This window comes from Halolamina salina (assembly GCF_054653455.1).
Genome location: NZ_BAAIGE010000002.1, coordinates 882,514 through 907,742 on the forward strand (window position 1 = coordinate 882,514; position 25,229 = coordinate 907,742).

General features: G+C 70.0%; 26 protein-coding genes. 14 read left to right on the top strand and 12 right to left on the bottom strand.

The window, feature by feature from the left end:
- Nucleotides 1-63: 63 nt before the first annotated feature.
- The gene (locus ACYQZ5_RS05170; protein WP_379731430.1) at nucleotides 64-1,395 is read right to left on the bottom strand and encodes a sodium:calcium antiporter; all 1,332 of its coding nucleotides are present in this window, start codon (nucleotides 1,393-1,395) and stop codon (nucleotides 64-66) included.
- 393 nt (nucleotides 1,396-1,788) lie between these two features.
- Here ACYQZ5_RS05170 and ACYQZ5_RS05175 point away from each other — a divergent pair, with 393 nt between their 5' ends.
- Both ACYQZ5_RS05175 and ACYQZ5_RS05180 read left to right on the top strand, forming a co-directional pair.
- A complete protein-coding gene (locus ACYQZ5_RS05175) occupies nucleotides 1,789-2,601 on the top strand; it encodes a ParA family protein (RefSeq protein ID WP_379731429.1) in 813 nt (270 codons plus the stop codon).
- On the top strand, nucleotides 2,594-2,920 hold the full coding sequence (locus ACYQZ5_RS05180; RefSeq protein WP_379731428.1) for a DUF7970 domain-containing protein: 327 nt from the start codon (nucleotides 2,594-2,596) through the stop codon (nucleotides 2,918-2,920). Before ACYQZ5_RS05175 ends, ACYQZ5_RS05180 begins: the two co-directional genes overlap by 8 nt.
- A gap of 25 nt (nucleotides 2,921-2,945) precedes the next feature.
- On the opposite strand, the gene ACYQZ5_RS05185 is transcribed toward ACYQZ5_RS05180, so the two are convergent.
- The 7 genes from ACYQZ5_RS05185 to ACYQZ5_RS05215 all read right to left on the bottom strand — a co-directional run bounded on the left by ACYQZ5_RS05185 (nucleotide 2,946) and on the right by ACYQZ5_RS05215 (nucleotide 8,585).
- On the bottom strand, nucleotides 2,946-3,341 hold the full coding sequence (locus ACYQZ5_RS05185) for a DUF2267 domain-containing protein (RefSeq protein ID WP_379731427.1): 396 nt from the start codon (nucleotides 3,339-3,341) through the stop codon (nucleotides 2,946-2,948).
- Nucleotides 3,342-3,591: 250 nt separating this feature from the next.
- Complete coding sequence (locus tag ACYQZ5_RS05190; RefSeq protein WP_379731433.1) at nucleotides 3,592-3,861, bottom strand: winged helix-turn-helix transcriptional regulator; 270 nt, start codon at nucleotides 3,859-3,861, stop codon at nucleotides 3,592-3,594.
- A gap of 213 nt (nucleotides 3,862-4,074) precedes the next feature.
- The gene (locus tag ACYQZ5_RS05195; protein ID WP_459845382.1) at nucleotides 4,075-4,896 is read right to left on the bottom strand and encodes a rhodanese-like domain-containing protein; all 822 of its coding nucleotides are present in this window, start codon (nucleotides 4,894-4,896) and stop codon (nucleotides 4,075-4,077) included.
- Nucleotides 4,897-4,949: 53 nt separating this feature from the next.
- Nucleotides 4,950-5,612 carry a cyclase family protein gene (locus ACYQZ5_RS05200; protein WP_379818068.1) on the bottom strand — a complete coding sequence of 221 codons (663 nt, stop codon included), beginning with the start codon at nucleotides 5,610-5,612 and terminating at the stop codon, nucleotides 4,950-4,952.
- A 14-nt stretch (nucleotides 5,613-5,626) separates the two neighbouring features.
- Nucleotides 5,627-5,827, bottom strand: a complete 201-nt coding sequence (locus tag ACYQZ5_RS05205; RefSeq protein ID WP_379732361.1) for a hypothetical protein — start codon at nucleotides 5,825-5,827, stop codon at nucleotides 5,627-5,629.
- Between the two features lie 60 nt (nucleotides 5,828-5,887).
- Entirely contained in the window at nucleotides 5,888-7,345 is a 1,458-nt protein-coding gene (locus ACYQZ5_RS05210) for an MATE family efflux transporter (RefSeq protein ID WP_379818047.1), read from the bottom strand.
- Nucleotides 7,346-7,403: 58 nt separating this feature from the next.
- Nucleotides 7,404-8,585, bottom strand: coding sequence for an MFS transporter (locus ACYQZ5_RS05215; RefSeq protein ID WP_379818048.1), 1,182 nt, complete (start codon nucleotides 8,583-8,585; stop codon nucleotides 7,404-7,406).
- A gap of 85 nt (nucleotides 8,586-8,670) precedes the next feature.
- On the opposite strand from ACYQZ5_RS05215, the gene ACYQZ5_RS05220 reads away from it, so the two are divergent.
- Nucleotides 8,671-9,123 carry a DUF5683 domain-containing protein gene (locus tag ACYQZ5_RS05220; protein ID WP_379733011.1) on the top strand — a complete coding sequence of 151 codons (453 nt, stop codon included), beginning with the start codon at nucleotides 8,671-8,673 and terminating at the stop codon, nucleotides 9,121-9,123.
- Here the strand turns inward: ACYQZ5_RS05220 and ACYQZ5_RS05225 are convergent.
- The gene (locus tag ACYQZ5_RS05225) at nucleotides 9,120-9,326 is read right to left on the bottom strand and encodes a hypothetical protein (RefSeq protein WP_379818049.1); all 207 of its coding nucleotides are present in this window, start codon (nucleotides 9,324-9,326) and stop codon (nucleotides 9,120-9,122) included. The genes ACYQZ5_RS05220 and ACYQZ5_RS05225 overlap by 4 nt on opposite strands.
- Before the next feature lie 102 nt (nucleotides 9,327-9,428).
- On the opposite strand from ACYQZ5_RS05225, the gene ACYQZ5_RS05230 reads away from it, so the two are divergent.
- Together ACYQZ5_RS05230 and ACYQZ5_RS05235 are read left to right on the top strand one after the other, a co-directional pair.
- A complete protein-coding gene (locus ACYQZ5_RS05230) occupies nucleotides 9,429-10,397 on the top strand; it encodes a Gfo/Idh/MocA family protein (protein ID WP_379732509.1) in 969 nt (322 codons plus the stop codon).
- Between the two features lie 85 nt (nucleotides 10,398-10,482).
- Entirely contained in the window at nucleotides 10,483-10,629 is a 147-nt protein-coding gene (locus ACYQZ5_RS05235) for a hypothetical protein (protein ID WP_379732510.1), read from the top strand.
- A gap of 44 nt (nucleotides 10,630-10,673) precedes the next feature.
- Here the strand turns inward: ACYQZ5_RS05235 and ACYQZ5_RS05240 are convergent, their stop codons facing one another.
- Nucleotides 10,674-11,930: an MFS transporter gene (locus ACYQZ5_RS05240; RefSeq protein WP_379818050.1), complete on the bottom strand. Its 1,257-nt coding sequence runs from the start codon at nucleotides 11,928-11,930 to the stop codon at nucleotides 10,674-10,676.
- Nucleotides 11,931-12,034: 104 nt separating this feature from the next.
- Here ACYQZ5_RS05240 and ACYQZ5_RS05245 point away from each other — a divergent pair, with 104 nt between their 5' ends.
- The 8 genes from ACYQZ5_RS05245 to ACYQZ5_RS05280 all read left to right on the top strand — a co-directional run bounded on the left by ACYQZ5_RS05245 (nucleotide 12,035) and on the right by ACYQZ5_RS05280 (nucleotide 22,867).
- Nucleotides 12,035-13,192 carry a methionine synthase gene (locus ACYQZ5_RS05245; RefSeq protein WP_379732551.1) on the top strand — a complete coding sequence of 386 codons (1,158 nt, stop codon included), beginning with the start codon at nucleotides 12,035-12,037 and terminating at the stop codon, nucleotides 13,190-13,192.
- Between the two features lie 46 nt (nucleotides 13,193-13,238).
- Nucleotides 13,239-13,793 carry a gluconate 2-dehydrogenase subunit 3 family protein gene (locus ACYQZ5_RS05250; RefSeq protein WP_379732550.1) on the top strand — a complete coding sequence of 185 codons (555 nt, stop codon included), beginning with the start codon at nucleotides 13,239-13,241 and terminating at the stop codon, nucleotides 13,791-13,793.
- On the top strand, nucleotides 13,790-15,385 hold the full coding sequence (locus tag ACYQZ5_RS05255) for a GMC family oxidoreductase (protein ID WP_459845388.1): 1,596 nt from the start codon (nucleotides 13,790-13,792) through the stop codon (nucleotides 15,383-15,385). Before ACYQZ5_RS05250 ends, ACYQZ5_RS05255 begins: the two co-directional genes overlap by 4 nt.
- Before the next feature lie 67 nt (nucleotides 15,386-15,452).
- Nucleotides 15,453-16,616: an alpha-1 4-glucan-protein synthase gene (locus ACYQZ5_RS05260; protein WP_379732343.1), complete on the top strand. Its 1,164-nt coding sequence runs from the start codon at nucleotides 15,453-15,455 to the stop codon at nucleotides 16,614-16,616.
- The gene (locus ACYQZ5_RS05265; RefSeq protein ID WP_379818053.1) at nucleotides 16,609-17,799 is read left to right on the top strand and encodes an extracellular solute-binding protein; all 1,191 of its coding nucleotides are present in this window, start codon (nucleotides 16,609-16,611) and stop codon (nucleotides 17,797-17,799) included. Before ACYQZ5_RS05260 ends, ACYQZ5_RS05265 begins: the two co-directional genes overlap by 8 nt.
- Nucleotides 17,799-19,466: an ABC transporter permease gene (locus tag ACYQZ5_RS05270; RefSeq protein WP_379818054.1), complete on the top strand. Its 1,668-nt coding sequence runs from the start codon at nucleotides 17,799-17,801 to the stop codon at nucleotides 19,464-19,466. Before ACYQZ5_RS05265 ends, ACYQZ5_RS05270 begins: the two co-directional genes overlap by 1 nt.
- Nucleotides 19,463-20,665, top strand: a complete 1,203-nt coding sequence (locus tag ACYQZ5_RS05275; RefSeq protein WP_459845391.1) for an ABC transporter ATP-binding protein — start codon at nucleotides 19,463-19,465, stop codon at nucleotides 20,663-20,665. Before ACYQZ5_RS05270 ends, ACYQZ5_RS05275 begins: the two co-directional genes overlap by 4 nt.
- Entirely contained in the window at nucleotides 20,666-22,867 is a 2,202-nt protein-coding gene (locus ACYQZ5_RS05280; RefSeq protein ID WP_459845394.1) for an ArnT family glycosyltransferase, read from the top strand.
- A gap of 12 nt (nucleotides 22,868-22,879) precedes the next feature.
- On the opposite strand, the gene ACYQZ5_RS05285 is transcribed toward ACYQZ5_RS05280, so the two are convergent.
- Both ACYQZ5_RS05285 and ACYQZ5_RS05290 read right to left on the bottom strand, forming a co-directional pair.
- A complete protein-coding gene (locus ACYQZ5_RS05285; protein ID WP_379732901.1) occupies nucleotides 22,880-23,083 on the bottom strand; it encodes a hypothetical protein in 204 nt (67 codons plus the stop codon).
- A 489-nt stretch (nucleotides 23,084-23,572) separates the two neighbouring features.
- A complete protein-coding gene (locus ACYQZ5_RS05290; protein ID WP_379730674.1) occupies nucleotides 23,573-24,274 on the bottom strand; it encodes a dolichyl-phosphate hexose transferase in 702 nt (233 codons plus the stop codon).
- Between the two features lie 115 nt (nucleotides 24,275-24,389).
- Here ACYQZ5_RS05290 and ACYQZ5_RS05295 point away from each other — a divergent pair, with 115 nt between their 5' ends.
- Nucleotides 24,390-25,181 carry an SDR family oxidoreductase gene (locus ACYQZ5_RS05295; RefSeq protein WP_379730675.1) on the top strand — a complete coding sequence of 264 codons (792 nt, stop codon included), beginning with the start codon at nucleotides 24,390-24,392 and terminating at the stop codon, nucleotides 25,179-25,181.
- The last annotated feature ends 48 nt before the right edge of the window (nucleotides 25,182-25,229 follow it).

Consider the following 25,229-nt stretch of genomic DNA (forward strand, 5'->3'; position numbering starts at 1 on the left):
TCGTCGTGGCAGTTCGTCGCTGCGGCGGTCAGTCGTCCGTCGCGGCAGTCGCCGCCGCGACGATCACTCCTCGGCCACGGGGTTCTCCTCCGGTTCGCCGTGGATGGCGCTCGCGATGATGCCGCGGGTGTCGCGGACGAGCTGGACCAGCGCCTCGCGGCGGCCGGCGAACAGCCCGAGCGCGAGGAGGATGTACGTCGCGGTGAACAGGTGCAGCAGCTGGATCTCGCCGATCGGGAGGTGGATGATGTCCCTGAGGACGAGGAACTCGAGCAGCACCTGCGAGATGAACAGGAGGAACAGCCCGACCGCCTCCCGCACGTCGATCTCGAAGTTGATGATCAGCGCGAGCGCGAACAGCGACTGCGCCGCGGTGATCCAGATCTCGGCCTCCTGCTTCGCGTCGAACGCCAGCGCGCCGTACTCGCCCAGCGCGATCGAGTGGACGACCACCAGCGTCCCGATCAGCAGGGTCCACTGGTTCAGCTTCGAGGAGATCAGCGCGTTGAACCCCGCGGTCGAGCGCGCCTTCCGGACCAGCACGACGACGACGATGAGTTCAGGCGACTCCGAAGCCAGCGGCGCGATCCACTGGATCATGAAGAACGAGGGGATACCGATGTCCTCGCCCAGCAGTTCGAGGCTGTGGGCGAACGGCTCGACGGCGGTGAAGATGATGAGGCCGGAGAACGCGAACAGCGCGATCACCGTCAGCGCCCGATAGGGGTTGGGGATCTTCCCCAGCATCGCCGGGACGCCGACGTGTTCCACGTGCTCCTCGGGCTCGCCGCGGAGGACGACGCCGATGTAGAGGACGTACAGCCCGACGAGGAACGCCATGTCGAAGATGTCGATCCCCGGGCCGAGCGGGACGAGGAACGCCCACGCGGTCGCGGCCAGCAGGAACGCGATCTCGAGGCTGATGTCGCGGTCGAGCGAGACGGCATCGTTGAGGAAGCCGCCCCGGTCTTTCACCGCCGGGTCCTCGTCGGCGCCCGAGCGGAACACCGTGTACAGCGCGACGCCCGCCCAGCCGATACCGATCAGGATCCGGTTCGCGCCGGTCATGTTCGCGACCGCGAGGTTGCCGGCCTCGGCGCCGGCGGGGGTGCCGGCCTGTACGCCGGCCTGCCACGCGTACAGCGCGTCGACGGCGTACTCGGGCGCGACTGCGAGCACCGCGAGCACGGCGATCGCGAACGCCCGTGGCACGTCCTTCTCGGCGGTCTCGGCGCCCCAGGTGAGCAGGAACGAGGCGCCGAGGATACCGATACCGGCGACGGCGACGGTCGAGAGTGCCCCCAGGCTGTGGGCCGTCCCGGTGAGCCACCCGCCCAGCCACGGGAGAGTGAGTATCGTTGCGACGACGAGCATTCCGATCTTTCTCGTGTTCATTCGGGTCTGAACGGAGCGAACACCGGAGTTGGTAAAAATCACAGGATACCGAGGCCGCGGCAGTTTTCCGGCGTATCAGCACCGCTGACGCCCGTTCGCTCCCGATCCCGCTCGCGAGCGAATTCACGCGGTATCGGGCGTTCGACGCCGGTATATCGGCGGTATCGGTCGAAACGAACGGCGGTGTCACGGGAGTGGGGGAGACACAGCTCGAACAGCTCGAAATGTTCAGAAATTTTGGACGGTGTTCGGTGTATCGGCGGTCCACGCATCGTGAGAACTCTTAAGTGCTCCGCGCCGGACCCTCGAACGTATGCTTCGGGACGCAGCGACCGCACGGGCGGGCGAGCGTGAGAGCCGACCGCCCGGGTCGGATCGCGGGGTGGCAGCCTGATGGGTGGCGCCGTGGCCGTCTCGCTCCAGAAGGGGGGCGTGGGCAAGACCACCGTCGCGATCAACCTCGCGGACGCGCTCGCGGTCCGCGGCAACGACGTGTTGCTGGTCGATCTCGATCAGCAGGGCAACGCCACGGAGGGCGTCGGCCTCAAGGAGGAGTACGAGCGATCGAGTCCCCACGTCGGCGACGTGCTCACCGACGACGACCCCGTGGACGCGGCCGAGGTGGTCGTCGAGCGGGAGGGGTTCGACGTGTTCCCCGCCCACGTCGACCTCGACGAGATCGCCGACCGCGTCCGCAACTCCACGTTCGGGATGCTCTGGGTGCGCCGGCGGATCGTCGAACCCCTGCTGGAGGAGCGGTACGACTACGTCGTCGTCGACTCGCCGCCGAGCCTGGGGCCGCTGTCCGACGCCGCCCTGATCGGCGCCGGCAACGTGATCGTCCCGCTGCTGATGAGCGAACCCAGCGTCAGCGGCTTCGAGCGCATGTGGGACCAGCAGATCCTCCCCATCCGGAACGAGGTGGAGCTGGAGCTGCTCGCGATCGTCCCGAACGACCTCACGGGCAACAACGAGGAACGACGCATCATCGAGGACCTGGAGAACTCGCCGTTCGCGGAGCATCTACCCGAGTTCTGCCGGTCTTCCGAGTTCGACGACCCCGACTCCCCGGGGCCGGGGATCCGCCACCGCATCGCGTTCAGCCGAGCGTGGCGCGACGGGCAGACGCTCCGGGAGTACGACCCCGACAACGACATGCTCGACCGACTCGACAAACTCGCCGAGATCGTGGAGGAGGATGCCTGACGACAACCGCTTCGCCGGCCTCTCCGACGCCGACGGGGACGACCAGCCCGAGGAGCCGGCGGACTCGGAGGACGAGGAGGAGACGGGCGCGGGTCCCGCCTTCGAGTTCGACGCGACCACCGCAAAGAGCATCTACGTCCGGCCGGAGACGCTGGAAGTGCTCGAGGACGCCGAGTTCGAGGTGGAGAGCCAACTGCGCCGCGAGCACGGCATCCGCGACGTGACCGGCCGCGAGTTCCACGACGCCGCGGTCCGGGTGCTGGCCGAGCACGCCGACGAAATCGTCGACCGGATCCTCGACGAACGCGAGCAGGACTGACGCCGACGGAGCGACGCGGTCGGCGCTACCAGGGCGTCTCCTCGGCGCCGACGAACTCGAACAGCGGCTCGTAGTCGGCGGGCAGTCCGCCCTCCACGTCGTCGAGTTCGCCGCCGGGGACGATCTCGCCGAGCAGCGCCACGATCGCCTGTGCACGGACCTCCGCCTCCCCCTCGTCGACGCCGGCGCGGTCCGCGACGCGTTCGAGGAACTCCGCGTGGTCGAACCGCTGGCCCGAATCCGCGTCCCGGAGGTAGTAGCCGATCTCTCCCGGCAGCGGGCTGGCGAGGTCCGCGGCCTCGTCGGCCTGGAGACGCTCGCCGAGGGTCGTCAGCACCGCACGGGTGTTCCGGACGGCCGTTCCCATGTCTCCCGCCTCGATGCGATGTTGTACTTCGCCGATGAATTCGCTGTAGTCCATAGCTGTGTCTGTCGTCGACGGTTGTCGGCTCGGCACACGTCCGCCACCGGGAAACTCCGGGCGATCGGTTATAAAGCTGATCGCCGTTTCCGGGCGTCCGCCGGCGAGAGAACCCCTATTTCCGTCAATCTCCGAACAGCGGCACTGTCGAGAACGGAGTTGGCAGTCGCGGTGCGGTCGGTGCCCCGAGGGGACAGAACGCTCTCAGGAACCGGGGCGATCCAGCGTCGACTGGGAGAATACGTGGCCGTCAGTCACCCGTCGCCGCGCCTTCGGGGGCGTCGGATTCGGTGTGGTCGACCTCCCCCGACTCGGGGCTGTTCGCGGTGTACACTCGCTTGCGGGCGTCCTTCAGACAGATCTCCTCGGTGACCAGCCCGGCGTCCTCGAGCCGGCCGAGCGCGTCACGGACGGTGCGGCCGGCGAGCTGGGTCTCCTCGGTGACCTGGCTCTGGGTCATGCGGTCGTTCTCCTGGAGGACGAGGTGGACCAGCTTCGCGCTGGGGGGCAGGTCGGCCATCTCGGCCTCCGTGGCGACGTCGCTCACTGTCGCCCCGCGCCGCGGGTGGTTGTCGCCGGGCGCCCGCGCGCCGGCGGGGCGTCGGTACCGATCGATCGATCAATGTTCTCGCGCACGGATGCCCGTATGCGCGCGCGACCCTTAAGCCGTTCTTGACCCTGAGGTAAGTCGGTGACACGGGTGTTACCGGACGCCGGCGCGGGGCCGACAGTGTTAGCGAACTGTCCCCTCGGCGAGCTCGCCCAGCGGCCGCGTGCGGGAAAAGGCGGGCGTCGAGACGCGCACGTCGGTGTCGGCGTCGACGCCAGCGAAGCGCAGGTGGATCGAGAAGCGGCCGTCGTCGCCGATCGGGGCGGCCTCGTACTGGCGGCCGACCGACGCCCAGGCGTACTCGCCGGCGTACTCGGCGCCGACCTCGCCGTCGATCCGCCACTCCGAGAGCGCCGCGTCGTCGCCCTCGCCGAACGCCGTGCCGGCCATCGGGTACCCCCTGTCCGCCCACTCGCGGAACCCCTCGTCGATGACGTACACGTCCTCGTAGCCGGCCTTCTGGAGTCCCGCGGCCCGGATCGAGGAGAGGTGGTGCGGGCAGCCGCAGTAGGCGACGATGCGCGCCTCGGTCGGCCAGCCGTCGATGCCGCCGCCGGTCGAGTCCTCCTGTGCGGACGAGAGCACGCTCCCGTAGAGGTGCGAGCGCGTGTACTGTTCCAGCCCGCGCGCGTCGACGAATCGGGCCTCGCCGCGCAGGTACCACGCCCGGGCCGACTCGATCGGGAGCAGCCGCACCGTCTCGTCGTTGACCGTCAGCGTCTCCAGCGCGCCGGGGTCGACCCCCGGCGCCTCGGGCGGGTCCGGGAACTCCGGCGGGAGGCCGTCGGCGGGATCGCCGTCGTCCGGGTAGTCGCCGTTCGCGACCATCGTCTCGTCGATGGTACCGGGGTGTTCGAACGGCGCGCCGGAGCCGTCGGAGGAACAGCCGGCAGCGGCGACCGTCGACGCCGCCCCGAGCGCAGCGAGGAACTCGCGTCGATCCATGTTCGAGATTCGACGCCGAGGCCGAAACCGCTTTCGCTCGGCTCCCTCCCGCGCTACTCTCGATCCGCTCCCTCGACGGCCACCGCCCGGACTGGCGCGCCGTCGCCGCCCAGCGCGATCGGCTGGGCCCGGAGTTCGAAGCGTGCGGGGACGCTGCCGAGGTTCGTGAGGTTCTCGAACACCAGCACACCCGCCCCGAGCAACGCGTGGTGGGCGCCGAAGGCGTCGCGGCCGTCGAGAGCCAGCGATCCCTCGGCCGGCGGCGTCGGATCCGGGCTGAAGGCGTCGATCGCGACGGCCAGCCCACGGGCGGCACAGCGCTCGGCGGCGGCCACCGAGAGGTAGGGGTGGTCGCGGTAGCGGTCGCGCCCCCAGTGGCGGTCCCAGCCGGTCCGGAACACCGCACAGTCCGCGCCCGGCGCGGTCTCCGGGTCCGGCACGCGATCGGCGGGGATCGGCTCCCGCGCGTCGAGGTCGGTGCAGTCGACGACGACGGCGTCGCGGACGAACGCCGAGACGGGGTAGGTATCGAGCGTGTCGCCGTCTTCCTCGGTGTGCGACGGCGCGTCGACGTGCGTGCCCGCGTGGCTCCCGCAGGTGAGTTCGCTGACCCGGCAGCCGTCGGCGGCGAACGTGTCCGCGGCGTCGACGCTGACCGCCGGGTCGCCGGGGTAGACGGGCATCCCAGACTCGATGGAGTGGGTGAGATCCTGCATCGTCATCGGCCGCCCTACACTACCTCCCCGTCGAGCACTGTGAGTTCGACGCCGATTTCGTCGAACGAGTCGGCGTTCTCGTAGGGATCCGAATCGAGGACGACCGCGTCGCCGACCGTGGCCACGCGGTCGTCGCGGAACAGCACGCTGTCGGCGACCCGTCGGTCGTCGTCGAGCGTCTGGACGGTGCCGCCGCACAACAGGAGTTCGGACATACCGGCGCGGGGGGTGGCTCGGAGTTAAGCGTTCTCACGCCCCCGGCCCCGGCAACGGAGTCAGTCCACCGCGGTCGCCGCGTCCTCCTGCTCGGGGCGGATGTCGCGGCTGATCTCCTTCCACTTCCCGCTGTTGAACCGCCAGTAGTTGATCGCCGCGGGGACGATCGTCTCGGCCATGAACGCGAGATACACCCCCCAGATCCCCAGCGCGGTCACCGAGCCGAGGTACACCAGCGGGATCGAACAGCAGAACATCCCGAGGAACTGGCTCAGGAAGGGGACGCGGGTGTCGCCGCTGGCGTCCAGCGGGCCGATCGAGGAGCCGGAGATCCCCCGGAACAAAAGCGCGACGCAGGCCGCGTAGATCAGGCTGACCGCGATCGGTTCGGTCGCCGGCGGGGAGTCGGTGTTGATGAACAGGCTCACCAGCGGCCGGGCGAAGATCGCGGTGATCGTCGCCGAGACCGCGTACGTCGCGACCGAGAAGCGGATGATGTCCCGGCCGTACGCCTCCGCGAGCGCCTCCTTCCCCTGCCCGAGCGCCTGCCCGGAGAGGCTGGAGGCCGCGAGGCCGAACCCCCAGCCGGGCGTGTTCATGATCCCCCAGATGCGGCGGGCGACGACGAACGCCGCGAGCGTGCCGTCGCGGTAGTTCCCGAGGAAGGCGAGCATCGGGAACTCCGCGACCGTCCAGACGAGGTTGCGCGCGCCGACGGGGGTCCCGATCCGGACCAGATCGCGCAACGTGCCGGGGTCGACGTACGTCCCGACGGGGTCGATCTCGACGGGGAAGCCCCCGAACCCGGGGATTCCCCCGCGCGAGAGTCCGAGCGCGAACGCGCTCACCGCGAACACGTTCGAGAGCACGGTGCCGAGCGCCGCGCCCTCGACGCCCCAGCCGAGGACGACGATGAACACGGCGTTGAGGGCGACGTTGACGACCGCGCCGCCGGCCCGGACCTGCATCGCGGTGTAGGCGTCGTCGGCGCCGACGAGCACGCGGCTCCCGACGAGGTTCAGCCCCGCGAAGGGGATCCCCAGCCCGACGACGCGGAGGTAGCGCGCGGCGTAGTCGATCTGGGTCGGGTCGCTGTTGATCAGCCTGACCAACTGCTCGGGGAACAGCCAGAACGTGACCGTCACGGGCAGCGAGACGACGATCACCAGCAGCGTGCTGGAGCGGACCGCCAGCCCGAGCTGCTCGTACGCTTCGGCGCCGTAGCGCTGTGAGACGAGCGCGATCGTCCCTCCGGCGACGCCGCCGCCGATCGCGAACGCCAGCCCCCAGAACGGGCCTGCAACACCGACGCCGGCGATGGCGTCGGCGCCGAGCACCGCGCCGACCATCGCCACGTCGGCGGCGTTTTTCGACATCCGGGCGACGCCGGTGACGATGCGGGGCCACGCCAGATCGGCGGTCTCGATCGCTCGCTCCCGATCGATCAGGCCGAGGCGGGCAAGCGCCAGCCCGATGTAGAGGATCGGCAGCCGGAGGACGTCTGCAGTGCGGGACACTCGTTCCCGGGTTCTTCCCGGACCGCGAAGAGGCTTACCAATCCCGCCAGCCTCGCTCCTACTCGTCGACGGGGGTGCCGACGAGGTGGACGGCGACGCTCCCGACGAACAGCACCGCCCCCGCCGCGGCGAGGGCGACGCCCGGCGAGAGGGCGTCCGAAAGCAGCCCGCTGCCGAGCTGGAACGGGACGACCGCCAGCCCGCTCACCATCGACATCGCGCTCAGCGTCGTCGCGCGCCCGACGGCGTCGATGCGGTCGTTGACGTACTGGCTCGCGAACACCCGAGTCGCTTCGGAGAGCCCGCGCACCAGCACGAACGCGAGGAACGCCGAGACCGGCAGCACCCACTGGCCGACGAGCAGCAGCCCCACCGCGAGCGGGACGACGAGGAACCACGCCCGCAGCCCGACGGTCGCCCGGATCCACTCCGCGCGGTACGTGACCGCCGCGGCCACGAGGCTGATCGCGCCGTAGTACCAGCCCAGTAGCGTCTCCACGTCGCCGAGCGGGTAGCCCGCGGCGACGGTCTCGATCCGGGGCTGGAGGAAGATGAACGCGAGGTACGTCGCCGCCGCGAACAGCACGTAGTAGAGCACGAGGAACGCGCGGAGCCGCCGGTCGGCAAAGGCCGCCCGCACCGCGTCGAGGCTGGCCGACAGCGTGGTCCGGTCGGCCGGGTCGTCGCCGTCGTCGTCGACGGTCAGCAGGATCACCGCGCCGAGGCCCGTCACCGCCGCCGCCGCGTAGAACGGGACCGAGAGGTCCACCGACGCGAGGTAGCCGCCGGCGACCGCGGCGACGACGCCGGCGGCGAGCGCGAACGACTCGCCGCGGCCCCGGAGGTCCGAGAAGGAGCGGTCGTCTCCGACCAGCGAGTCGTAGAGCCACGCGTCCTCCGTCCCCGAGCGGAACGTGTAGCCCAGCGACCAGCAGACGTACAGCGCGAGGAAGGCGGGGAAGGGCCGGGCGAGCCGGTCGGCCAGCCCGAGGCCCAGCAGCGTGAGCGCGATGGTCGCGGTGCCGACGATCAGCCCGTTGCGGCGGCCGAGCCAGTCGCCGAGGTAGCCCGTCGGGACTTCCCCCAGTACGGTCGTCACGTTGTAGGCGGCTTCGAGCACCGTGATCTGGAAGAAGGAGAGGCCGGCGCTCGCGAAGTAGAGGTACATGATCGGCCGGTAGAGCTCGACCGCTTTCGTGGCCTTGTAGGCGTAGTAGCGCGCGACGGCGGCCGGTGGCATCGGTCGAACCGGGCGGCGCCAGCGCCAAAAGCGCCCGGATCGGCGCGCCACAAGAGCTACCCGCGTTCGACGCCCAGCGTGGGGTATGAGCGACGACGGTCCCCACGAGGAACCCTCCACGGACGATGCGACGGCCGACGAAATCGACGATACTGACGGCGACGACCGATCGACCCCGGGCGAGGGCGAGGTGTACTGCCGGGACTGCGGAACGATCATCAGCGAGAAGGCGGAGATCTGTCCGGAGTGTGGCGTCCGCCAGCAGTCGCCGGGGTCGTCGATGGACGATCTGATCGAGGTGTTGACCAACGGAGAGAACGCGTTCGTCGCGGCGGTGTACTCCGCGATACTGCCCGGGCTGGGCCAGTTCTACAACCGCGAGCCTGCGAAGGGTGCGGCGATCGTCGTCGCCAGCTTCGTCGCGATGCTCTCGGTGCTGGCGCTGGTCGGGATCGTGCTCTACCCCGCGGTCTGGCTGTACGCGGTGTACGACGCCTACGTCGTCGCCGAGGGGCGGGAGCCGCCGCTCGACATCTAGTCCAGCAGCACCGACGCGACGAGGAACAGGCTGTGGTGGACGACGACCGCGACGAGCAGCGCGGTCGCGACCGGGCCGGGCGGGCGCTGCACGCCGCCGCCGCTCAGCACCACCGCCACCGCCGGCAGGACGAAAAAGGCCACCACCAGGTACGCGTGTGCGTACCGCCCCGGGAGCCGTCCGAACACGCCGTCGTCGGTCACAGTTTCGGCGTCGCCGGCGAGAGACATAACCCCGGCGGAGCGCGGCGCGTCGCCGGCCGCCGCCGACCGAAGGCTGAAGCCCCCTCGTTCCCTCCCCCCGCTGTGTACAACGTTGCCGTCGTCGGCTGTGGGGTCATCGGCCACCGGCTGGCCGACGCGTTCGAGGCACACGCCGAGACGACCGTCCACGCCGCCTGCGATCTGGTGGAGTCGAAGGTCGAATCGTTCGCCGCGGAGTACGACTGTGCGGCCTACACCGACCACGAGACGATGATCGCCGCGGACGCGGTCGATATCGTCTACGTCGGCGTCCCGCCGAAGGCCCACCGTGCAGTGGTCGAGACCGCCGTCGCCGCCGACAAGCCGGTGATCTGTGAGAAGCCGATCGCCGAGGACGCCACCGTCGGCACCGAACTCGTCGCGCTGGCCGAGCGGAGCGAGCAGCCGACGGCGATCAACCTCCCGTTCCGCTACACGCCCGGCGTCCGGGAGCTTCTCGACCGGATCGACGCCGGCGAGATCGGCGAGCCGCGGCGGATCGAGCTTACCTTCCGCTTCCCGCAGTGGCCCCGCGAGTGGCAGGACGTGGAGTGGCTCGCCGGCCGCGAGCAGGGCGGGCCGCTGCGGGAGGTCGGCACCCACTACCTGTTCGCCGTACAGGAGGCGTTCGGGGGCGTCGACTGGGTGGACGCCGCGGTCGAGTACACCGCACCCGGGCGCTACGAGGCGTCGATCACGGGCTACTTCGCGGCCGACGGCGTCCCGGGGACGATCGACCTGCTCACCGACTGCGGCGCGGACGAACAGAACTCGATGACCGTCGTGGGCACCGAGGGGTCGCTGACGCTGCTCGACTGGTACCGACTCGCCGAGAGCGGCGAGGGGGCGGAGCAGCAGGTGGTGGTGAACGACCCCGGCGAGACGACGCTGCGGCTGGTCGAGGAGTTCGTCGCGGAGCTGGACGGCGACGGCGGCGATCTGGTGAGCTTCGCGGAAGCGAACCGCGTCCAGCGCGTGGTGGACGCGGTGTTCGACTCCGACGGGGAGCGAGTGGCCGCCGACACCGAGTGAGGGCCGATCCGCGTCGTGTACCGGACTTCCAAGAAGTGGTGATTAGACAACACTTATCCGCTCGTAGTCGAGTTGGTCTCGTAACATGACTTGTATCGAGATCGAGTGTGACGACTGTGCGGGGACCCTCAGTCACGTGGGCGGGCCGAACTGTGACGAACTCCTCGAGTGTGACTGCGGGAGCCAGTACGTCGTGACGATCAGCAAACTCGACACCGGAACGGTGTCGTGAGCCCGAGACGGTGGGAATCTCCTCCGTAGCCCACTGGCAGCCGACTACCGTCGCAGCAACAGCAGGCCCACGCTACTCGCGATCCCGGCGATCAGCGCGAACACGAGGAACAGCACCGTCTGGTTCGAGTACGTCAGGATCACGCCGGCCATCCCCGCGCCGAGCGCGCCGACGCCGAAGTTGCCGAGGTAGGTGTAGCCGTAGGAGAGGCCGCGGGCGGACTCGGGGGTGTACTCCGCGACGGCGGCCTGATAGATCGGCTGGACGATGAACAGCGCGAAGCCGAGCACCCCGCTCACCAGCAGCAGCGGCGCCGCGCCCATCGACGCCAGCGGGAGGAACAGCACCGCAAGCACCGCCAGCGCGCCGAAGGCGTACGCGATCCCCTGCCCGGGCGAGAGGCGCTCGGTCAGCCGGCCGCCGACGTACTGGCCGGCGATCCCGACCGCGAGCAGGCCGGAGTAGACGTAGTTCGCCGGCTCCTGCGGCTCGCCCGCGATCTCGATGGGCTGGAACGTCTCCAGCCCCGCGAGCAGTTCGGGCAGGAACGTCAGCACGCCGCGGTAGTAGAGCCCGTTCATCATCACGACGATGAACACGAACGCGAACGCGCTCTTGACGACCGTCGCCGACACGCTGAGGAACTCGCCGATCGAGTCGGGCGTGTCGTCCTCCTCGTCGTCGTCGCTCCGGTGGGTCGTTTCGTCGACGTCGAGCAGCAGCGCCGCGCCGGCCGCGAGGAAGGCCGGCACCGCCAGCACCGCCGCGACCGTCTCCCAGTCGAGGAACGCGAGCATCACCGTCGTCGCCAGCGGTCCCGCCGCGATACCGATGTTGCCGGCCATCCCGTGGAGCGCAAAGCCCCGTCCCTGCTCGGAGACGCCCTTGCTGATGAGCGCGAGCCCCGCGGGGTGGTAGACGCTGGCCGCGGCGCCCCACAGCACCAGCGCGACCGCGATGGCGATCACCGCGGGACTGGTCGAGAGCAGCGGCAGCCCGTCGAGCACGCCGGCGGCAGCCCCCGGCGCGACCGAGAGCACGAGGAACGAGCCGCCCATGCCGACCAGACAGAGCGCGATCAGCTTCCGCGAGCCGTAGCGGTCCGCGAGCACCCCGCCCGGCAGCGCGCCGATACCGAACAGCGCCATCCCCACCGAGACGACGATGCCGAGTTCGGCCGCCGTCGTCGCGAACTGCGCCAGCCAGATCCCCACGAGGATGGGCACCGAGAGTTCGTACGTGTGGACCAGCGCGTGGGCCGCCCCCGCTAGTCCCACGATCCGCCGGTCGTTTCCGTCCATGTTGCTCACCCCGGCGCGGACCCGCTTGAATGGACGGTTTCCGGCCGGGCTGTCGCCCTCTGGAAAACCACTGGTTATATTTATAGGTATGAGTATTACCGAGTATGTCGACTCACGACGGCGATCGGATCCAGACGACACACATCGGCAGCCTCCCGCGACCCCCGGAGCTACTCGACCTGCTGCGGACCCGCGAGTCGGGCGGGGAGGTGGACCCCGAGGAGTGGGACCGCGTGAGCCGCGAGGCGACCCACGACATCGTCGACCGACAGCTCCAGACGGGGATCGACGAGATCAACAACGGCGAGCAGCCCCGCGTCTCGTTCAACTACTACGTCGGCGATCGGCTCACCAACATCGGCGGCAAGCGCGAGCAGGAGCTGTGGGCCGATCTGGAGGAGTATCCCGCGGTCGCCGAGGACACGTTCGAGACCGACGTGATCGACCTCGCGAAACAGCCCGCCGTCACCGGCGAGATCCGCTACGAGGGCCACGAGGCGGCCGAGCAGGAGGTCGAGCAGCTCCGCGAGGCGATCGAGGGCACTGGCGTCGACATCGAGGACACGTTCTTCACCACCGCCTCTCCCAGCGTCGTCGCTGCGACCCACGTCGACGAGCACTACGACGACCACGCGGAGTACGTGTTCGACGTGGCCGACGCGATGGCCGAGGAGTACGAGATCTTCGCGGAGACGGGCGCGACGATCCAGATCGACGCGCCGGACCTGCTCGCGACCGGCCACACCCACCTGTTCGCCGACGATTCGGTCGAGGAGTTCCGCGAGGTCGTCGAACTCCACGTCGACGCGCTCAACGAGGCGCTCTCGGGCATCCCCGAGGAGCAGGTCCGACTCCACACCTGTTGGGGGAGCTACGAGGGTCCCCACCACCTCGACACCGACCTCGCGGACATGCTGCCCACGCTGTACGAGGCGGACATCTCCGGGCTGAGCGTCGAGCAGGCCAACCCCCGCCACCAGCACGAGTACCGCGCGTTCGCCGAGCACCCCCTGCCCGACGGCTGGACGCTCATCCCCGGCGTCGTCGACGTGAAGACGAACATCATCGACCACCCGGAGACGATCGCCGACCGCATCGAGCGCGTCGCCAACGTCGTCCCCGACGACACCGAGATCGTCGCCGCGCCCGACTGCGGCTTCGGCACGCAGGCCGGCCTCGGGATGGTCCACCCCGACATCGCGTGGCCCAAACTCGAAGCGCTCGTCGAGGGCGCCGAGATCGCCTCGGAGCGACTCCGGTAGCGATCACAACGCTCTTCTTTAGGCTAGCCAAATTCTCGCCCGACAGATGCGGCTCACTCGACGGGACGCGCTCGCGGCGCTGTCGGCGGCGGGGATGGGCAGCGTCGCGGGCTGTTCCGCACCGGACGCCGACTCGTGGGACGAAAACGGAACGCCGAACGACGGCGACGACGACCTCGAACTGGGCGAGGACGATCTGGAGACGCTCGTGGCGCTCGCGGGCGTGCTCTACCCCAGCGAGGTGGAGAACGTCGGCGAGTTCGTCGCGGAGTGGGTTCGACCCCGCGTGCGCGAGCGCCCCGAGCACGGCCGCGGGATGCTCGACGCGGTCGCGACCCTGAACGAGTACGCCGAGAACCTCGAGGGGGCGGCGTACGCCGATCTCGACGCCGGGGGCCGCGAGGAACTGCTCTCCTACATGGCCGTCGACACCGCCGACCCCGATCCGGACGGCGACGACGACCAGCGCGTGCGCTACTACCTCGTGAACGACCTGCTGTTCGGCCTGTACGCCTCGCCCACGGGGGCGTCACTGGCCGGACTCGAGAACCCGCCGGGCTATCCGGGCGGCACTGCGAGCTATCAGCGGGGACCGCAATGAACGAGGCCGACCGAACCCCCACCGAGAACGCCGACGTGTGTATCGTCGGCGCCGGCCCCGCGGGCGCGCTCGTCGCCGACCGCCTCGCCGCGGCCGGCCACGAGGTAGTCGTGCTCGAGGCAGGACCGCGGTTCGACCCCGACGACCGCGAGGAGCGGATGGAGACCCACCTCCGGCCCGGCGACGACACGCCGGTCTGGGGGATGGGCGGCCCCCGCGACGCGTACACCTCCGGCGGCGATCGGTTCTACCCGCTCAACGCCGCCCGCGTGAAGGGCGTCGGCGGCTCGACGCTCCACTGGCAGGGGATGGTGATGCGCCTCCACGAGCAGGATTTCCGGCTCGACTCCGAACTCGGCGTCGCCGAAGACTGGCCCATCGACTACGCGGACCTCCGGCCGTACTACGCCGCCGCCGAGGAGGCGCTCGCGGTCGCGGGCGCGTCGGACAACCCCTTCGCGCCGCCGCGGGAGCAGCCCCACCCCCTGCCCGCGTTCCCGCCCTCCTACAGCGACTCGCTGTTCGCGGAAGCCTGCGAGGAACTGGAGATCACCACCCACTCGGTGCCGAACGCCCGGAACTCCGAACCGTACGACGGCGAGAGCGCCTGCGTGGGCTACGGCACCTGCCGGCCGGTCTGCCCCTCGGGCGCGAAGTACCACGCGCTCCGGCACGTCGACAGCGCCGAGGGCGAGGGCGCCCGCGTGATCGACGAGGTGCCGGTTCAGCGACTCGAACACGACGAGTCGGGCGAGCGCGTGACCGCCGCCGTCTACGTCACGCCCGATGGTGAGGAGTACCGGCAGGAGGCCGCCGAGTTCGTCATCGCCGCCGGCGGCGTGGAGACGCCGCGGCTGCTGCTGCTCTCCGAGAGCGACCAGTACCCCGACGGGCTGGCGAACAGCTCCGGCGCCGTCGGGCGGTACTTCATGGACCACCTGTTCGCCGGCGTCGGCGGCCGGCTCGACGAACCCACCCGGCAGAAACACGTCGGCTTCAACACCACCGAGAGCCACCAGTTCTACGACCGCGAGGACGCGAGCCGGGGGGCGATCAAGCTGGAGTGCCTCAACTACGCCGGCCCCGCGCCCGCCGACATCGCGATGGGGTCGGAGAGCTTCGGCGACGACTTGCTCGAGGAGATCCGCGCCGGCTACGGCACCCACGTCGCGATGGGCGCACTGGTCGAGCAGTTCCCCCGGGCGGAGAACCGCATCACGCTCGACCGCTCGCGCACCGACGACCACGGCAACCCCGTCCCCGAGGTCGTCTGGTCGCTCGACGAGCGCACCCGCCGGACGATCGAGCGCGCAAACGAGATCCAGCGCTCCGTCTTGGAGGAGATGGGCGCCGATATCGAGTGGGTCGTCGGCCCGGACTCGACGGGTCCCGCCTACCACCACATGGGGACGACCCGGATGGGGACCGACCCCGAATCGAGCGTCGTCGACCCCGACCTCCGCACCCACGACCTCGCGAACCTCACGATCGCCGGCAGTTCTACCTTCGTCACCGGCGGCGCGATGAACCCCACGCTCACTATCGCCGCGCTGTCGCTGAAAGCCGCCGACGCGATCGACAGCCGGCTCTGAGGCCGATCGCTTTTGGCTGGCCGAAAAATCGGCAAGGTTTTAGGAGTCCCTAAACAACCGGCGGGCAATGAGTGAGCAGGACATCTGCGTGATCGTTCCCACGATACGGGAGTACGAGTGTATGGAGGCGTACGTCGCCAACGCCCGCGAGCACGGGTTCGACACCGACCGCCTGTTCGTCGTGCTGGTCACGGAGGACTTCTGTGACACCGACGAGATGGCGGCGATGCTCGACGACCTGGGCGTCGACGGCGCCGTCTTCGACGGCACCGCCCGTGAGGAGTGGTTCGCCGAGCAGGGCGCCAGCGAGTACAGCCACCTGATCCCCGAGGCCAGCCACGCCCAGACCTCCTTCGGGCTACTGTACATGTGGGCCAACGAGCGCTTCGACTACGGCGTGTTCATCGACGACGACACGCTGCCCCACGACGACGAGGACTTCTTCGGCACCCACATGGCGAACCTCGCCTACGAGGGCGAGATCGAGTCCCGCGCCTCCGACGGGTCGTGGGTGAACGTGCTCGACGACGCCGACGGCGACCTCTACCCGCGTGGCTACCCCTACGCGGCGATGGACGAGGAACTCGAACGCGACACCGAACACGTCGACGACGTCGTCGCTTCGCAGGGTCTTTGGACCAACGTCCCCGACCTCGACGCAGTGCGGATCCTGATGGACGGCGACCTGCAGGGACAGGCCCAGACCCGGACCAGCGCCGACGACTTCGGCGAGGACTTCGTCGCCGCGGAGGGGCAGTACCTGACGGTCTGCTCGATGAACCTCGCGTTCCGCCGCGAGGTGATCCCCGCGTTCTACCAGCTGCCGATGGACGACAACCGCTGGGACGTTGGGCGGTTCGACGACATCTGGTCGGGGCTGTTCCTCAAGCGTGCCTGCGACGTGCTCGGCAAGCAGGTGTACAACGGCGGCCCGCTGTGTGAGCACAACAAGGCGCCGCGGTCGACGTTCGACGATCTGCAGAACGAGGTCGCGGGCCTCGAACTCAACGAACACGTCTGGGAAGTGCTGGACGACGCCGGTGCGGACGCCGACAGCTACCGCGACGTCTTCGCGGCGATGGCGGAGGCGCTCGCGACCGGCGACTTCGAGGAGTGGAACAACGGCGAGTTCCTGAACTACTGTGGTGAATACATGACTGACTGGCTCGACTGTCTCGACACGATCGAACCGACCGCCGCGGACACCGTGGAGGTGCCCGCCGATGACTGACGAACCGACCTCGAAGCGCCGCCGACGGCTGCTCGCGAGCCTCGCGAGCGCCGGCCTCGTCGGCGTCGCCGGCTGTAACGGCGGCGACGGGACCGAAACCGACGGCACGCCGGGGAGCGAAGGCGGCACCGACACTCCGACCCAAGGCGGCGACGGGAGCCTCGGCGCCGAGTTCTCGGAGTTCCGCGGCTCGGGCGTGCTCGCACAGGGCCGCGAGGAGGTCGGCGGCACCCGGATCGAGGAGCTGCCGAACCTCGAAGGCGAACTCACTATCTACCTCGGCGGCGGCGAGGGCGGGCTCTACCGCGACCTGATCAACAAGCTGGAGGAGATCTACCCCGACTTCGAGGCGACCCCGCGCGTCTCCGGCACCTCCGACGCCGCGAACACGCTCATCACCGAGGGGTCGGCGACGCCCGCGGACGTGTTCTGGTCGGTCGACGCCGGCTCGCTCGCGGCCGTCGCCGCCGAGGACCTGACCAGCGAACTCCCGAGCGAGGTGACCGACCCCGTCCCCGACGAGTTCCACCCCAACGGCGCGTGGGTCGGCACCGCCGGCCGCGCCCGGGCGATCCCGTACAACACGGAGGCGCTCTCGGAGAGCGACATCCCGGATGACGTGATGGCCCTGCCCGACTCCGGCATCGCCGGAAACATGGGCTGGGGACCGACCTACGGCGCGTTCCAGGCGTTCATCACCGCGATGCGGATCACGGAGGGCGAGGAGGCCACCCGCCAGTGGTTGCAGGGGATGGTCGACGCCGGCATCACCGAGTACGCGAACGAGTTCTTCGTCGCCAACGCGGTCGCCGACGGCGAGGTTCAGGCCGGCTTCGCGAACCACTACTACGCGCTCCGCGTGCAGGCCGCGCGGCCGAACGCGCCGATCGACCTCGCCTTCACGAGCGGCGACGCGGGCGCGCTGATCAACGTCGCCGGCGCCGCGGTGCTGGAGCCGAGTCCCCAGCAGGAGCTGGCACAGACCTTCGTCCGGCACCTGCTCTCGGCGGAGGCACAGGAGTACTTCGCGACCCGGGCGTACGCCTACCCGATGATCCCGGGCGTGCCGCCGGTGGGCGACCTCCCGCGCATCGACGAGCTCAACCCCCCCGAGTTCGACCTCGCGCGGCTCTCGGAGATCGGGCCGACGGTCGAGCTCATGCGTGAGGTCGGCGTCCTGTAATGGGCGCCGCCGGCGACACCACCGACTCGCCGGCGGGCCTCCGCCGGCGGTTCGCGCGTCGGTTCCTCGGGCTGGACGACGACGGCGTCTCGACGCCGCTGGTCCTGCTCTCGGGGGCCATCGCAGCCGCGGTGCTGTCGCCGCTGCTCTGGCTGTTGCTGCGGGCGAGCGAGGTGCCGCTCGCGGAGGCACAGTCGCTTGTCAGTACCTCGGGCGACGTGTTCGCCAACAGCCTCACGCTCGTCGTGGTCGTCACGACCGCCTCAGTGCTGCTGGGCGTGCCGCTTGCGGTACTGACCGTCCAGACGGACCTGCCGTTCCGGCGGTTCTGGACCGTCGTCATCGCGCTCCCGCTGGTGATCCCCAGCTACGTCGGCGCGTTCGCGTACGTCTCGGCGTTCGGTCCCGACGGCGAGCTCGCGGACGCGCTCGCGCCGCTGGGCGTCCGGATCCCCGAGGTGTACGGGCTGGGCGGCACTGCGCTGGTGCTGACGCTCTTTGTCTACCCGTACGTGTTCCTCACCGCCCGCGCGGCGCTGCTCTCCTTCGACGAGACGCAGTTGGAGGCCGCGCGCACGCTCAACGTCGACTACTTCGCGGCGTTCCGGCGCGTGATACTGCCCCAGATCCTGCCCGCCGTGACCGCGGGCGCGCTGCTGGTCGCGCTGTACGCGCTCTCGGACTTCGGGACGCCGACGATCATGCAGTACGACGTGTTCACGCGGATGATCTACGTCGAGCTCAACAGCTTCGGCGACGGGCGGAACAACGCCACACTGCTGTCGCTACAACTGTTGACCGTCACTGCGGTCGTGGTCGCGCTGGAGTCCCGGATCGGTAGCGGCGAGGACTCGGGCTACGGCGCGGCCTCCTCGTCGTCGGTGCTGATCTCGCTCGGGCGCTTCCGTTGGGTGGCGATGCTGCTGCCCGCGCTCGTGTCGACGTTCACGCTCGCGCTCCCGGTCGGCATCCTGACGATGTGGTTCGTCCGCGCCGAGGCGCTGGAGTACGATGTGGGCGGTCGCGCGTTCGAGGCCGGGTTCGCGCTCAACTCCGTCTACGTCGCCGCGCTGGCGGCGGCCGTGACGCTGGCGCTGGCGATCCCCGTCGCGTACTACTCGGGGCGCTCCCGCTCGACGTTCGCGTGGCTGACCGAGCGCGCGACGTATCTCGGCTACGCGATGCCGGGGGTCGTGCTCGCGCTCGCGCTGGTGTTCTTCAGCAGCAACCAACTGGCGGAGTGGTTCGGCCCCGCCGCCGCCCGTGCGGTGTACCAGTCGCTCCCGCTGCTGGTGTTCGCCTACGTCGTGCGGTTCCTCCCGCAGGCGGTCGGTGCGACGCGGTCGTCGGTGCTCGGCGTCGACCCGTCGCTGCTCGGCGCCGCGCGCGTGCTCGGCGAGCCGCCGCGGCGGGTGTTCCGGCGGGTGACGCTGCCGCTGATCGCGCCGGGCGTACTCGCGGGCGCGGCGCTCGTCTTCCTCACGACGATGAAGGAGCTGGACACCACGCTGATCCTCCACCCGACAGGGTTTACAACACTGGTGACGTACATCTGGCGAGTTCAGGAGGGCGGCTACTACGGCCGGGCGGCGCTGCCGGCGCTGGTGCTGGTGGTGGTGTCCGGACTCTCGATGATCCCCCTCCTCGTTCAGGGACGCGATCAATGAGCAACGAACACACCCCCACGACCGGCGAGCGAGCGGCGGAGCGAGCGGACGCGAGCGTCGACGACGACGCCGAGACGGTGCTCGAACTCTCGAACGTCGCCAAGGAGTTCGCGGGCGAGCGGGCCGTCGACGGCGTCGACCTCGCGGTCCGGGAGGGCGAACTGCTCACGCTCCTCGGGCCGTCGGGCTGCGGGAAGACCACCACGCTGCGGACCATCGCGGGCCTCGAGTCGCCCACCGAGGGTACCGTCCGCGTCGGCGGCGAGGTCGTCGCCGGCGAGGGCCGCGAGGTCCCGCCGGAGGAGCGCGACGTGGGCATGGTGTTCCAGGAGTTCGCGCTGTTCCCCCACCTCTCGGTCGCGGAGAACGTCGCGTTCGGCCTCGACGACCGCGACAGCGACGCCGCACAGGACCGCGTCGCCGACCTGCTCGACCTCGTCGGGCTCGAAGGGTACGGCGACCGATCGCCGACGGAGCTCTCCGGCGGCCAGCGCCAGCGGGTCGCGCTCGCGCGCTCGCTGGCGCCCGAACCCGACGTGTTGCTGCTCGACGAGCCGTTCTCGAACCTCGACGTGGCCCTCCGCGTCGAGATGCGTGAGGAGGTGACACGAATCCTCAACGAGGCGGGCGTCACCGCCGTCTCCGTCACCCACGATCAGGAGGAGGCGCTGTCGATATCCGACCGCGTGGCGGTGATGTCCGACGGCCACGTCGAGCAGGTCGGCAGCCCCGAGTCGCTGTTCGAACACCCCGAGTCCCGCTTCGTCGCCTCGTTCCTCGGGCAGGCCAGCTTCGTCCCCGGGGAGATCACCGACAGCTCCGTCGACACGACGATCGGCTCCTACGGCCGCGACCTGCTGAAGGGCGTGACCGACGAGTACGTCGGCGCCGAGGTGGACGTGCTGGTCCGCCCCGACGACCTCCGGCTCGCGCCGGTCGACGGCGAGGCCGGCCCCATCTCGGCCGAAACCGAGGCCGTCAGGGCGAGCGCGGACGGGGGGACCCCGTCGGCTCCCACCGCCGACGGTGAGGTGATTCGTCGCCAGTACACCGGTCCCTCGTTCGTCTACCACGTCGAACTCGACGACGGTCCCGTGGTGCGCTGCCTGCACAACCACGCCGAGGAGGTCGACGTTGGCGAGCGCGTGCGCGTCCGCCTCGTCGCCGACCACACCCTCGCTTGGTACCCCGCGGCGTAGATGTCCGGGAGGCCCGTCGCCGACTCCTCCGGCGCGACCGAGACGCTTCGCACCGCCGTCGCCGCCGTCCGTGACCGCCTCGACCGCGGCCGGGTCGCGATCCTCCTGCTCGCGCTCGTCGCCGCAGTAGCCTCGTTTTTGGTCGCGACGCGGATCTTCCCGTACCACTCGATCAACCACGACGAGGGCGTCTACCTCCAGCAGGCCGAACTGCTGCTCTCGGGGAAGCTGTTCCTCCGGCCGCCGGTCGAGGGGTCGTTCCGGCCGTGGTTCTTCGTCGAGAGCGGGCGGGGGCTGTATTCGAAGTACCAGCCCGTCCCGGCCGCCGTGTTCGCGCTGGGACGGGTCCTCGGCGCCTACCCGATCGCGCTGGCGGGGATCTCGGCGGGCGTCGTCGCCGGCACCGCGGCGCTGGCCCGCGAACTGTTCGACTGGCGGGTCGGCGCCGTCGCGGGCGTCCTCGTGCTCGCGTCGCCGCTGTTCCTGATCCACTCCGGAGTGTACCTCCCCTACGCGGTGACGGCGGCGTTCGAACTCTGCTTCGCGGTGGCGTACCTCCGCGGGGAGCGAACCGGGAGCCGTAGACTGGCGGCGGTCGCCGGCGCCGCGATCGCGACCGCCTTCTTCGCCAGACCGTACACCGCCGTGCTGTTTGCGTCGCCGTTCATCCTTCACGCGGTCGGCACGCTCGTCCGCTCGGGCGCGTGGCGGACGCCGTTCGAGGCGGTGAGCGACGAGCAGCGCGCGCTGTTCGCCCGTCGCGCCCTGACCGCCGGCCTCGGGATCGTCGGCGTGCTGGTCGCGCTCGGGTACAACGTGATCGTCACAGGCGACCCGCTCGTGTTCCCCTATCAGGCGTTCGCGCCCCACGACGGGATCGGCTTCGGCCACCGCGAGATCCTCGGCCACGAGGAGAACTACACGCTCGAACTCGGGATCGAGTCGAACCGCCGCGTCCTCGCCCGGCTGTTCACCGAGTGGGTCGCGATGGGACTCGTCGGCGCCGTCCTCGCCGCGGCCGGCGTGCTGGCGACTGCCGGCTCGGCCGTGCTCCGGCGCGTTCCTGACGCGAGCGAGCGCGCGTCGGCCGCGCTCGTGGGCCGACGCGCGACCGTCGCGGGGATGTTCGTCTCGATCGCGGCTGGCAACGTCGCGTTCTGGGGGAACTTCAACATCCTCGGCGCGCTCACCGTTCAAGAGGACGGCCTGATCCACAGCCTCGGCCCGTACTACCACTACGATATGCTCGTCCCGACCGCGGTGTTCGGCGCCGTCGCCGTCGTGTGGGGTGCGGACCGACTGGGGAGCCTCGCCGCCCCGAGACTCCCCGACACGCTGACGGCGCCCCGGGTCGCCGTCGCCGTCGTGATCGTCGCAGCGGGCGTCGCCGCCCCCGTCGCCGCCGACGCCGCCGAACGCCCCCTCGACCACAACGCGGCGGTCAGCGAGGAGCTCGCGGCCGCCTACGAGCCGTTCGAGGCGGAAGGTGGGCTCTCGATGGGCAACGCCGCCCTCGGCGGCAATCAGACCGACGAGAAGACGCTCACGTTCCTCACGCCGGTGTACGGCCCGTGGCTGAACCACCCGTTCCAGGCGGTCCGGAACGATCCGGAGTTCGACGGCCCGTCGCTGTACGCCATCGGCGACGACGACGAACTCGACGTGGCCGCCGCCAAGCCCGATCACGAGCTCCGGCGGTACGTGATGCGCGGCCCGTGGAACCCCGTCGACGGCGAGAGCGTGACCGCCGAACTCCGCCCCGTCGAGCGCGTCTCGGGGGAGTCGGTCAGGATGGACGCCGCGGTCGGTATCCCCGAGGGCGCCCAGTCGGTGTCGATCCGCGCCGGCGGCGACGCCGGGCAGACGTACGCCACGGCGAACGTCAGCGAGGGGACGCTCCGGCTGACGCTGACGGTCAACGGGACAGGTGCCCGCCTCGCTGGCGAAGGCGTCCGGAGCCCGGGGAGCTTCGACGTGGAGGACCGCGACGAGCTCACCGTCACCGTGTTCGTCTCCACCGGCCCGAGCACGGGATTCAGCTACCAGCTCGTGTTCCCGATCGACGCCGGCGGCGACGAGGTGCGTGCACTGTCGCCGACGCGGGAGCGCTGTCCCGTGCCCGATCGCTGCGTGCCGGCGGGGCTGGGTTCCTCGCCGCCCGGGCAGTTCGCGAACGCGACGGTGGAGTCTGTTTCTGAGTAGCGTTTGTGGGTGTTACGGCTCGTTTGCGCCGGGCTGGACGTACTTCTGGATCGGAGTCCACCACCAGCGCCACTTCCAGACGAACAGCGCGCCGCCGAGTAGTAACGAGGTCCAGAGGACGGCGATATCGCCGGTGTAGAGGCCGTAGGCGGGAAGGGCGACGAGGAGGGTGAAGAGGAGCAGGAGTGCGGGTGGGAGGAACTGGTCGCGGGGCATGGCTCGTCGTTCGTGGGGTTGGTCCGTGAAGCTGTTCGTTCGGTGAGTTGGGTTCGTGTGTGTTCTTGGTTCTGCGACGGCAACCGCGGCCGCAACAGCATCTCGATCGTTGGCAACTGAGGCAGCAACCGCGACAGCAGCCCGTTCGTTGACTACTTGCGACCGCAGTGCGCCGGACACGAGGCCCGGCGCAGCACGGAGTCCCCACCCCTCCCCCGCGCGCCGGCGACCGTTGCCGGCGCGCTGCGTCCACCGCATCCGCACCGGTGTGGCGGTCGGCGCGAAGCGGTCGCGCCTCCGTGCGCGACCCGAGCGCGAGGGATGAGGGAGCGAAGCGACCGAGTCGGGTGGGGAGGTCTGTGGGCTGTGCGGGCGGTCGCGGTCGCAAGTGGTCTAGCTCACTCCGCGGTCCAGTCGCTGGTGAGATCACCGTACAGGAGCAGCTAACGCCAACCGCCAACGAAGAACCGAACGAGAACCCGAACCGCCTTAGAACAGACTCGTCAACTGCCGCTTGCGCTCCTCGGCACACACCCGGAGAATCGAGCCTGCGATCTCCGCGCCGCCCGAGAACGGATCCAGCTTCGTCTCGCCCAGCCGTTCGTCGTAGGCGATCGGCTCCTCGCGGATTTCGTACCCCCGCATCGCCGGCCGGATCAGTAGTTCCGCCGAGAGCCCGGTGTTCTCGGTCCAGGTGATCTCCTCGATCACGTCCTCGTGGTAGGCGCGCATCCCCGTCGTCACGTCGTGGAGGTACTCCCCCGAGAGCACGCTCGACAGCCCGGCGAACGCGTAGTTACCGAAGCGGTTCAGCGTCGGCATCGTGTCGGCGCCGTGGTAGAGACGGTCGCCGCTGACCACGTCGTACCCCTCGTTGATCAGGTCGAGGAAGTCCGGAATTCGCTCCATCGGGTAGGTGCCGTCGCAGTCCGTGGTGATCCGCACGGGATTCGTGGCAGAGAGCAGCGCCTTGCACACCGCGTAGCCGTACCCTTGCGGCTCCTGCTCGATCACGGTCGCGCCGTGGTCGCGGGCGATCTCGGCGGTGCCGTCGCTGGAACTGTCGACGACGACGACCTCCGCCTGTCCGTCGGTGGCCTCGTCGATGTCCTCCAGCACCGGCCCGATCGCCTCCGCCTCGTTGTAGCTGCCCATCACGACGCTCACGTCCCCGAGCGTGTACTCGCTCATGGCTCCTCGGAGGAGATGGGATGGTTTAGGCTTGCCGAAAAAGCTCGCTCGGAGAACCCCGCAGGCGTTTCCGGAGCGAGCCGGGTTTAAGTTCTCCCCGAGCGCAGAGTGCCCTATGGATCTGGAACTCGACGACACGAGCGCACTGGTGACGGCATCGAGCAGCGGCCTCGGGAAGGCGTCGGCGACGGCGCTGGCCCGCGAGGGCGCGAACGTCGTCGTCAACGGCCGCGACGAGGACCGCCTCGCCGAAGCCGTCGAGGAGATCGACGCCGTCGGCGACGGCGAGGTCGTCGGCGTCCAGGGCGACCTGACCGAGAAGGAGGACATCGAACACCTCGTCGAGCGGACGGTCGAGGAGTTCGGCGGAATCGACACGCTGGTCACCAGCGCCGGCGGCCCGCCCAGCGGCGCGTTCCTCGAGACCGACGACGAGGACTGGTACGAGGCGTTCGACCTGCTGGTGATGAGCGCGGTCCGGACCGTCCGCGCGGCCGCCCCCCACCTCAAGGAGTCCGATCACGGGACGATGACGTTCATCACCTCCCGCTCGGTGAAGGAGGCGATCGACTCGTTGGTGCTCTCGAACTCCGTCCGGATGGCGGTGATCGGGCTGGAGAAGACGCTCTCACAGGAGCTCGCGCCGGAGGTCCGATCGAACGCGGTGCTGCCCGGTCCCCACGAGACCTCCCGGATCGAGGACCTCGTCGAGCAGGCGGTCGACCGCGGCGACTACGACGACTACGAGGAGGGGCTGGCCGACTGGGGCGGCGGGATTCCGCTCGAACGCATCGGCGAGCCGATGGAACTCGGCGACGCCGTCGCCTTCCTCTCTTCGCCGAAGTCCTCCTACATCAACGGCGTCGCGCTCCCGATCGAGGGTGGCGCGGGCGCGAGCAACCTGTAACCGATCACGGCGCGTGACCGGCGAGCGGCGCCGGCCGCTCGCTCGGAG

Coding starts and splice junctions, on each gene's coding strand:
- ACYQZ5_RS05265 (WP_379818053.1), top strand. CDS start 16,609: ATGACTGACGAACCGACCTCGAAGCGCCGCCGACGGCTGCTCGCGAGC.
- ACYQZ5_RS05250 (WP_379732550.1), top strand. CDS start 13,239: ATGCGGCTCACTCGACGGGACGCGCTCGCGGCGCTGTCGGCGGCGGGG.
- ACYQZ5_RS05285 (WP_379732901.1), bottom strand. CDS start 23,083: ATGCCCCGCGACCAGTTCCTCCCACCCGCACTCCTGCTCCTCTTCACC.
- ACYQZ5_RS05195 (WP_459845382.1), bottom strand. CDS start 4,896: ATGGATCGACGCGAGTTCCTCGCTGCGCTCGGGGCGGCGTCGACGGTC.
- ACYQZ5_RS05270 (WP_379818054.1), top strand. CDS start 17,799: ATGGGCGCCGCCGGCGACACCACCGACTCGCCGGCGGGCCTCCGCCGG.
- ACYQZ5_RS05235 (WP_379732510.1), top strand. CDS start 10,483: ATGACTTGTATCGAGATCGAGTGTGACGACTGTGCGGGGACCCTCAGT.
- ACYQZ5_RS05275 (WP_459845391.1), top strand. CDS start 19,463: ATGAGCAACGAACACACCCCCACGACCGGCGAGCGAGCGGCGGAGCGA.
- ACYQZ5_RS05295 (WP_379730675.1), top strand. CDS start 24,390: ATGGATCTGGAACTCGACGACACGAGCGCACTGGTGACGGCATCGAGC.
- ACYQZ5_RS05240 (WP_379818050.1), bottom strand. CDS start 11,930: ATGGACGGAAACGACCGGCGGATCGTGGGACTAGCGGGGGCGGCCCAC.
- ACYQZ5_RS05200 (WP_379818068.1), bottom strand. CDS start 5,612: ATGCAGGATCTCACCCACTCCATCGAGTCTGGGATGCCCGTCTACCCC.
- ACYQZ5_RS05255 (WP_459845388.1), top strand. CDS start 13,790: ATGAACGAGGCCGACCGAACCCCCACCGAGAACGCCGACGTGTGTATC.
- ACYQZ5_RS05185 (WP_379731427.1), bottom strand. CDS start 3,341: ATGGACTACAGCGAATTCATCGGCGAAGTACAACATCGCATCGAGGCG.
- ACYQZ5_RS05190 (WP_379731433.1), bottom strand. CDS start 3,861: ATGGCCGACCTGCCCCCCAGCGCGAAGCTGGTCCACCTCGTCCTCCAG.
- ACYQZ5_RS05260 (WP_379732343.1), top strand. CDS start 15,453: ATGAGTGAGCAGGACATCTGCGTGATCGTTCCCACGATACGGGAGTAC.
- ACYQZ5_RS05180 (WP_379731428.1), top strand. CDS start 2,594: ATGCCTGACGACAACCGCTTCGCCGGCCTCTCCGACGCCGACGGGGAC.
- ACYQZ5_RS05215 (WP_379818048.1), bottom strand. CDS start 8,585: ATGCCACCGGCCGCCGTCGCGCGCTACTACGCCTACAAGGCCACGAAA.
- ACYQZ5_RS05245 (WP_379732551.1), top strand. CDS start 12,035: ATGTCGACTCACGACGGCGATCGGATCCAGACGACACACATCGGCAGC.
- ACYQZ5_RS05170 (WP_379731430.1), bottom strand. CDS start 1,395: ATGAACACGAGAAAGATCGGAATGCTCGTCGTCGCAACGATACTCACT.
- ACYQZ5_RS05175 (WP_379731429.1), top strand. CDS start 1,789: ATGGGTGGCGCCGTGGCCGTCTCGCTCCAGAAGGGGGGCGTGGGCAAG.
- ACYQZ5_RS05290 (WP_379730674.1), bottom strand. CDS start 24,274: ATGAGCGAGTACACGCTCGGGGACGTGAGCGTCGTGATGGGCAGCTAC.
- ACYQZ5_RS05220 (WP_379733011.1), top strand. CDS start 8,671: ATGAGCGACGACGGTCCCCACGAGGAACCCTCCACGGACGATGCGACG.
- ACYQZ5_RS05280 (WP_459845394.1), top strand. CDS start 20,666: ATGTCCGGGAGGCCCGTCGCCGACTCCTCCGGCGCGACCGAGACGCTT.
- ACYQZ5_RS05205 (WP_379732361.1), bottom strand. CDS start 5,827: ATGTCCGAACTCCTGTTGTGCGGCGGCACCGTCCAGACGCTCGACGAC.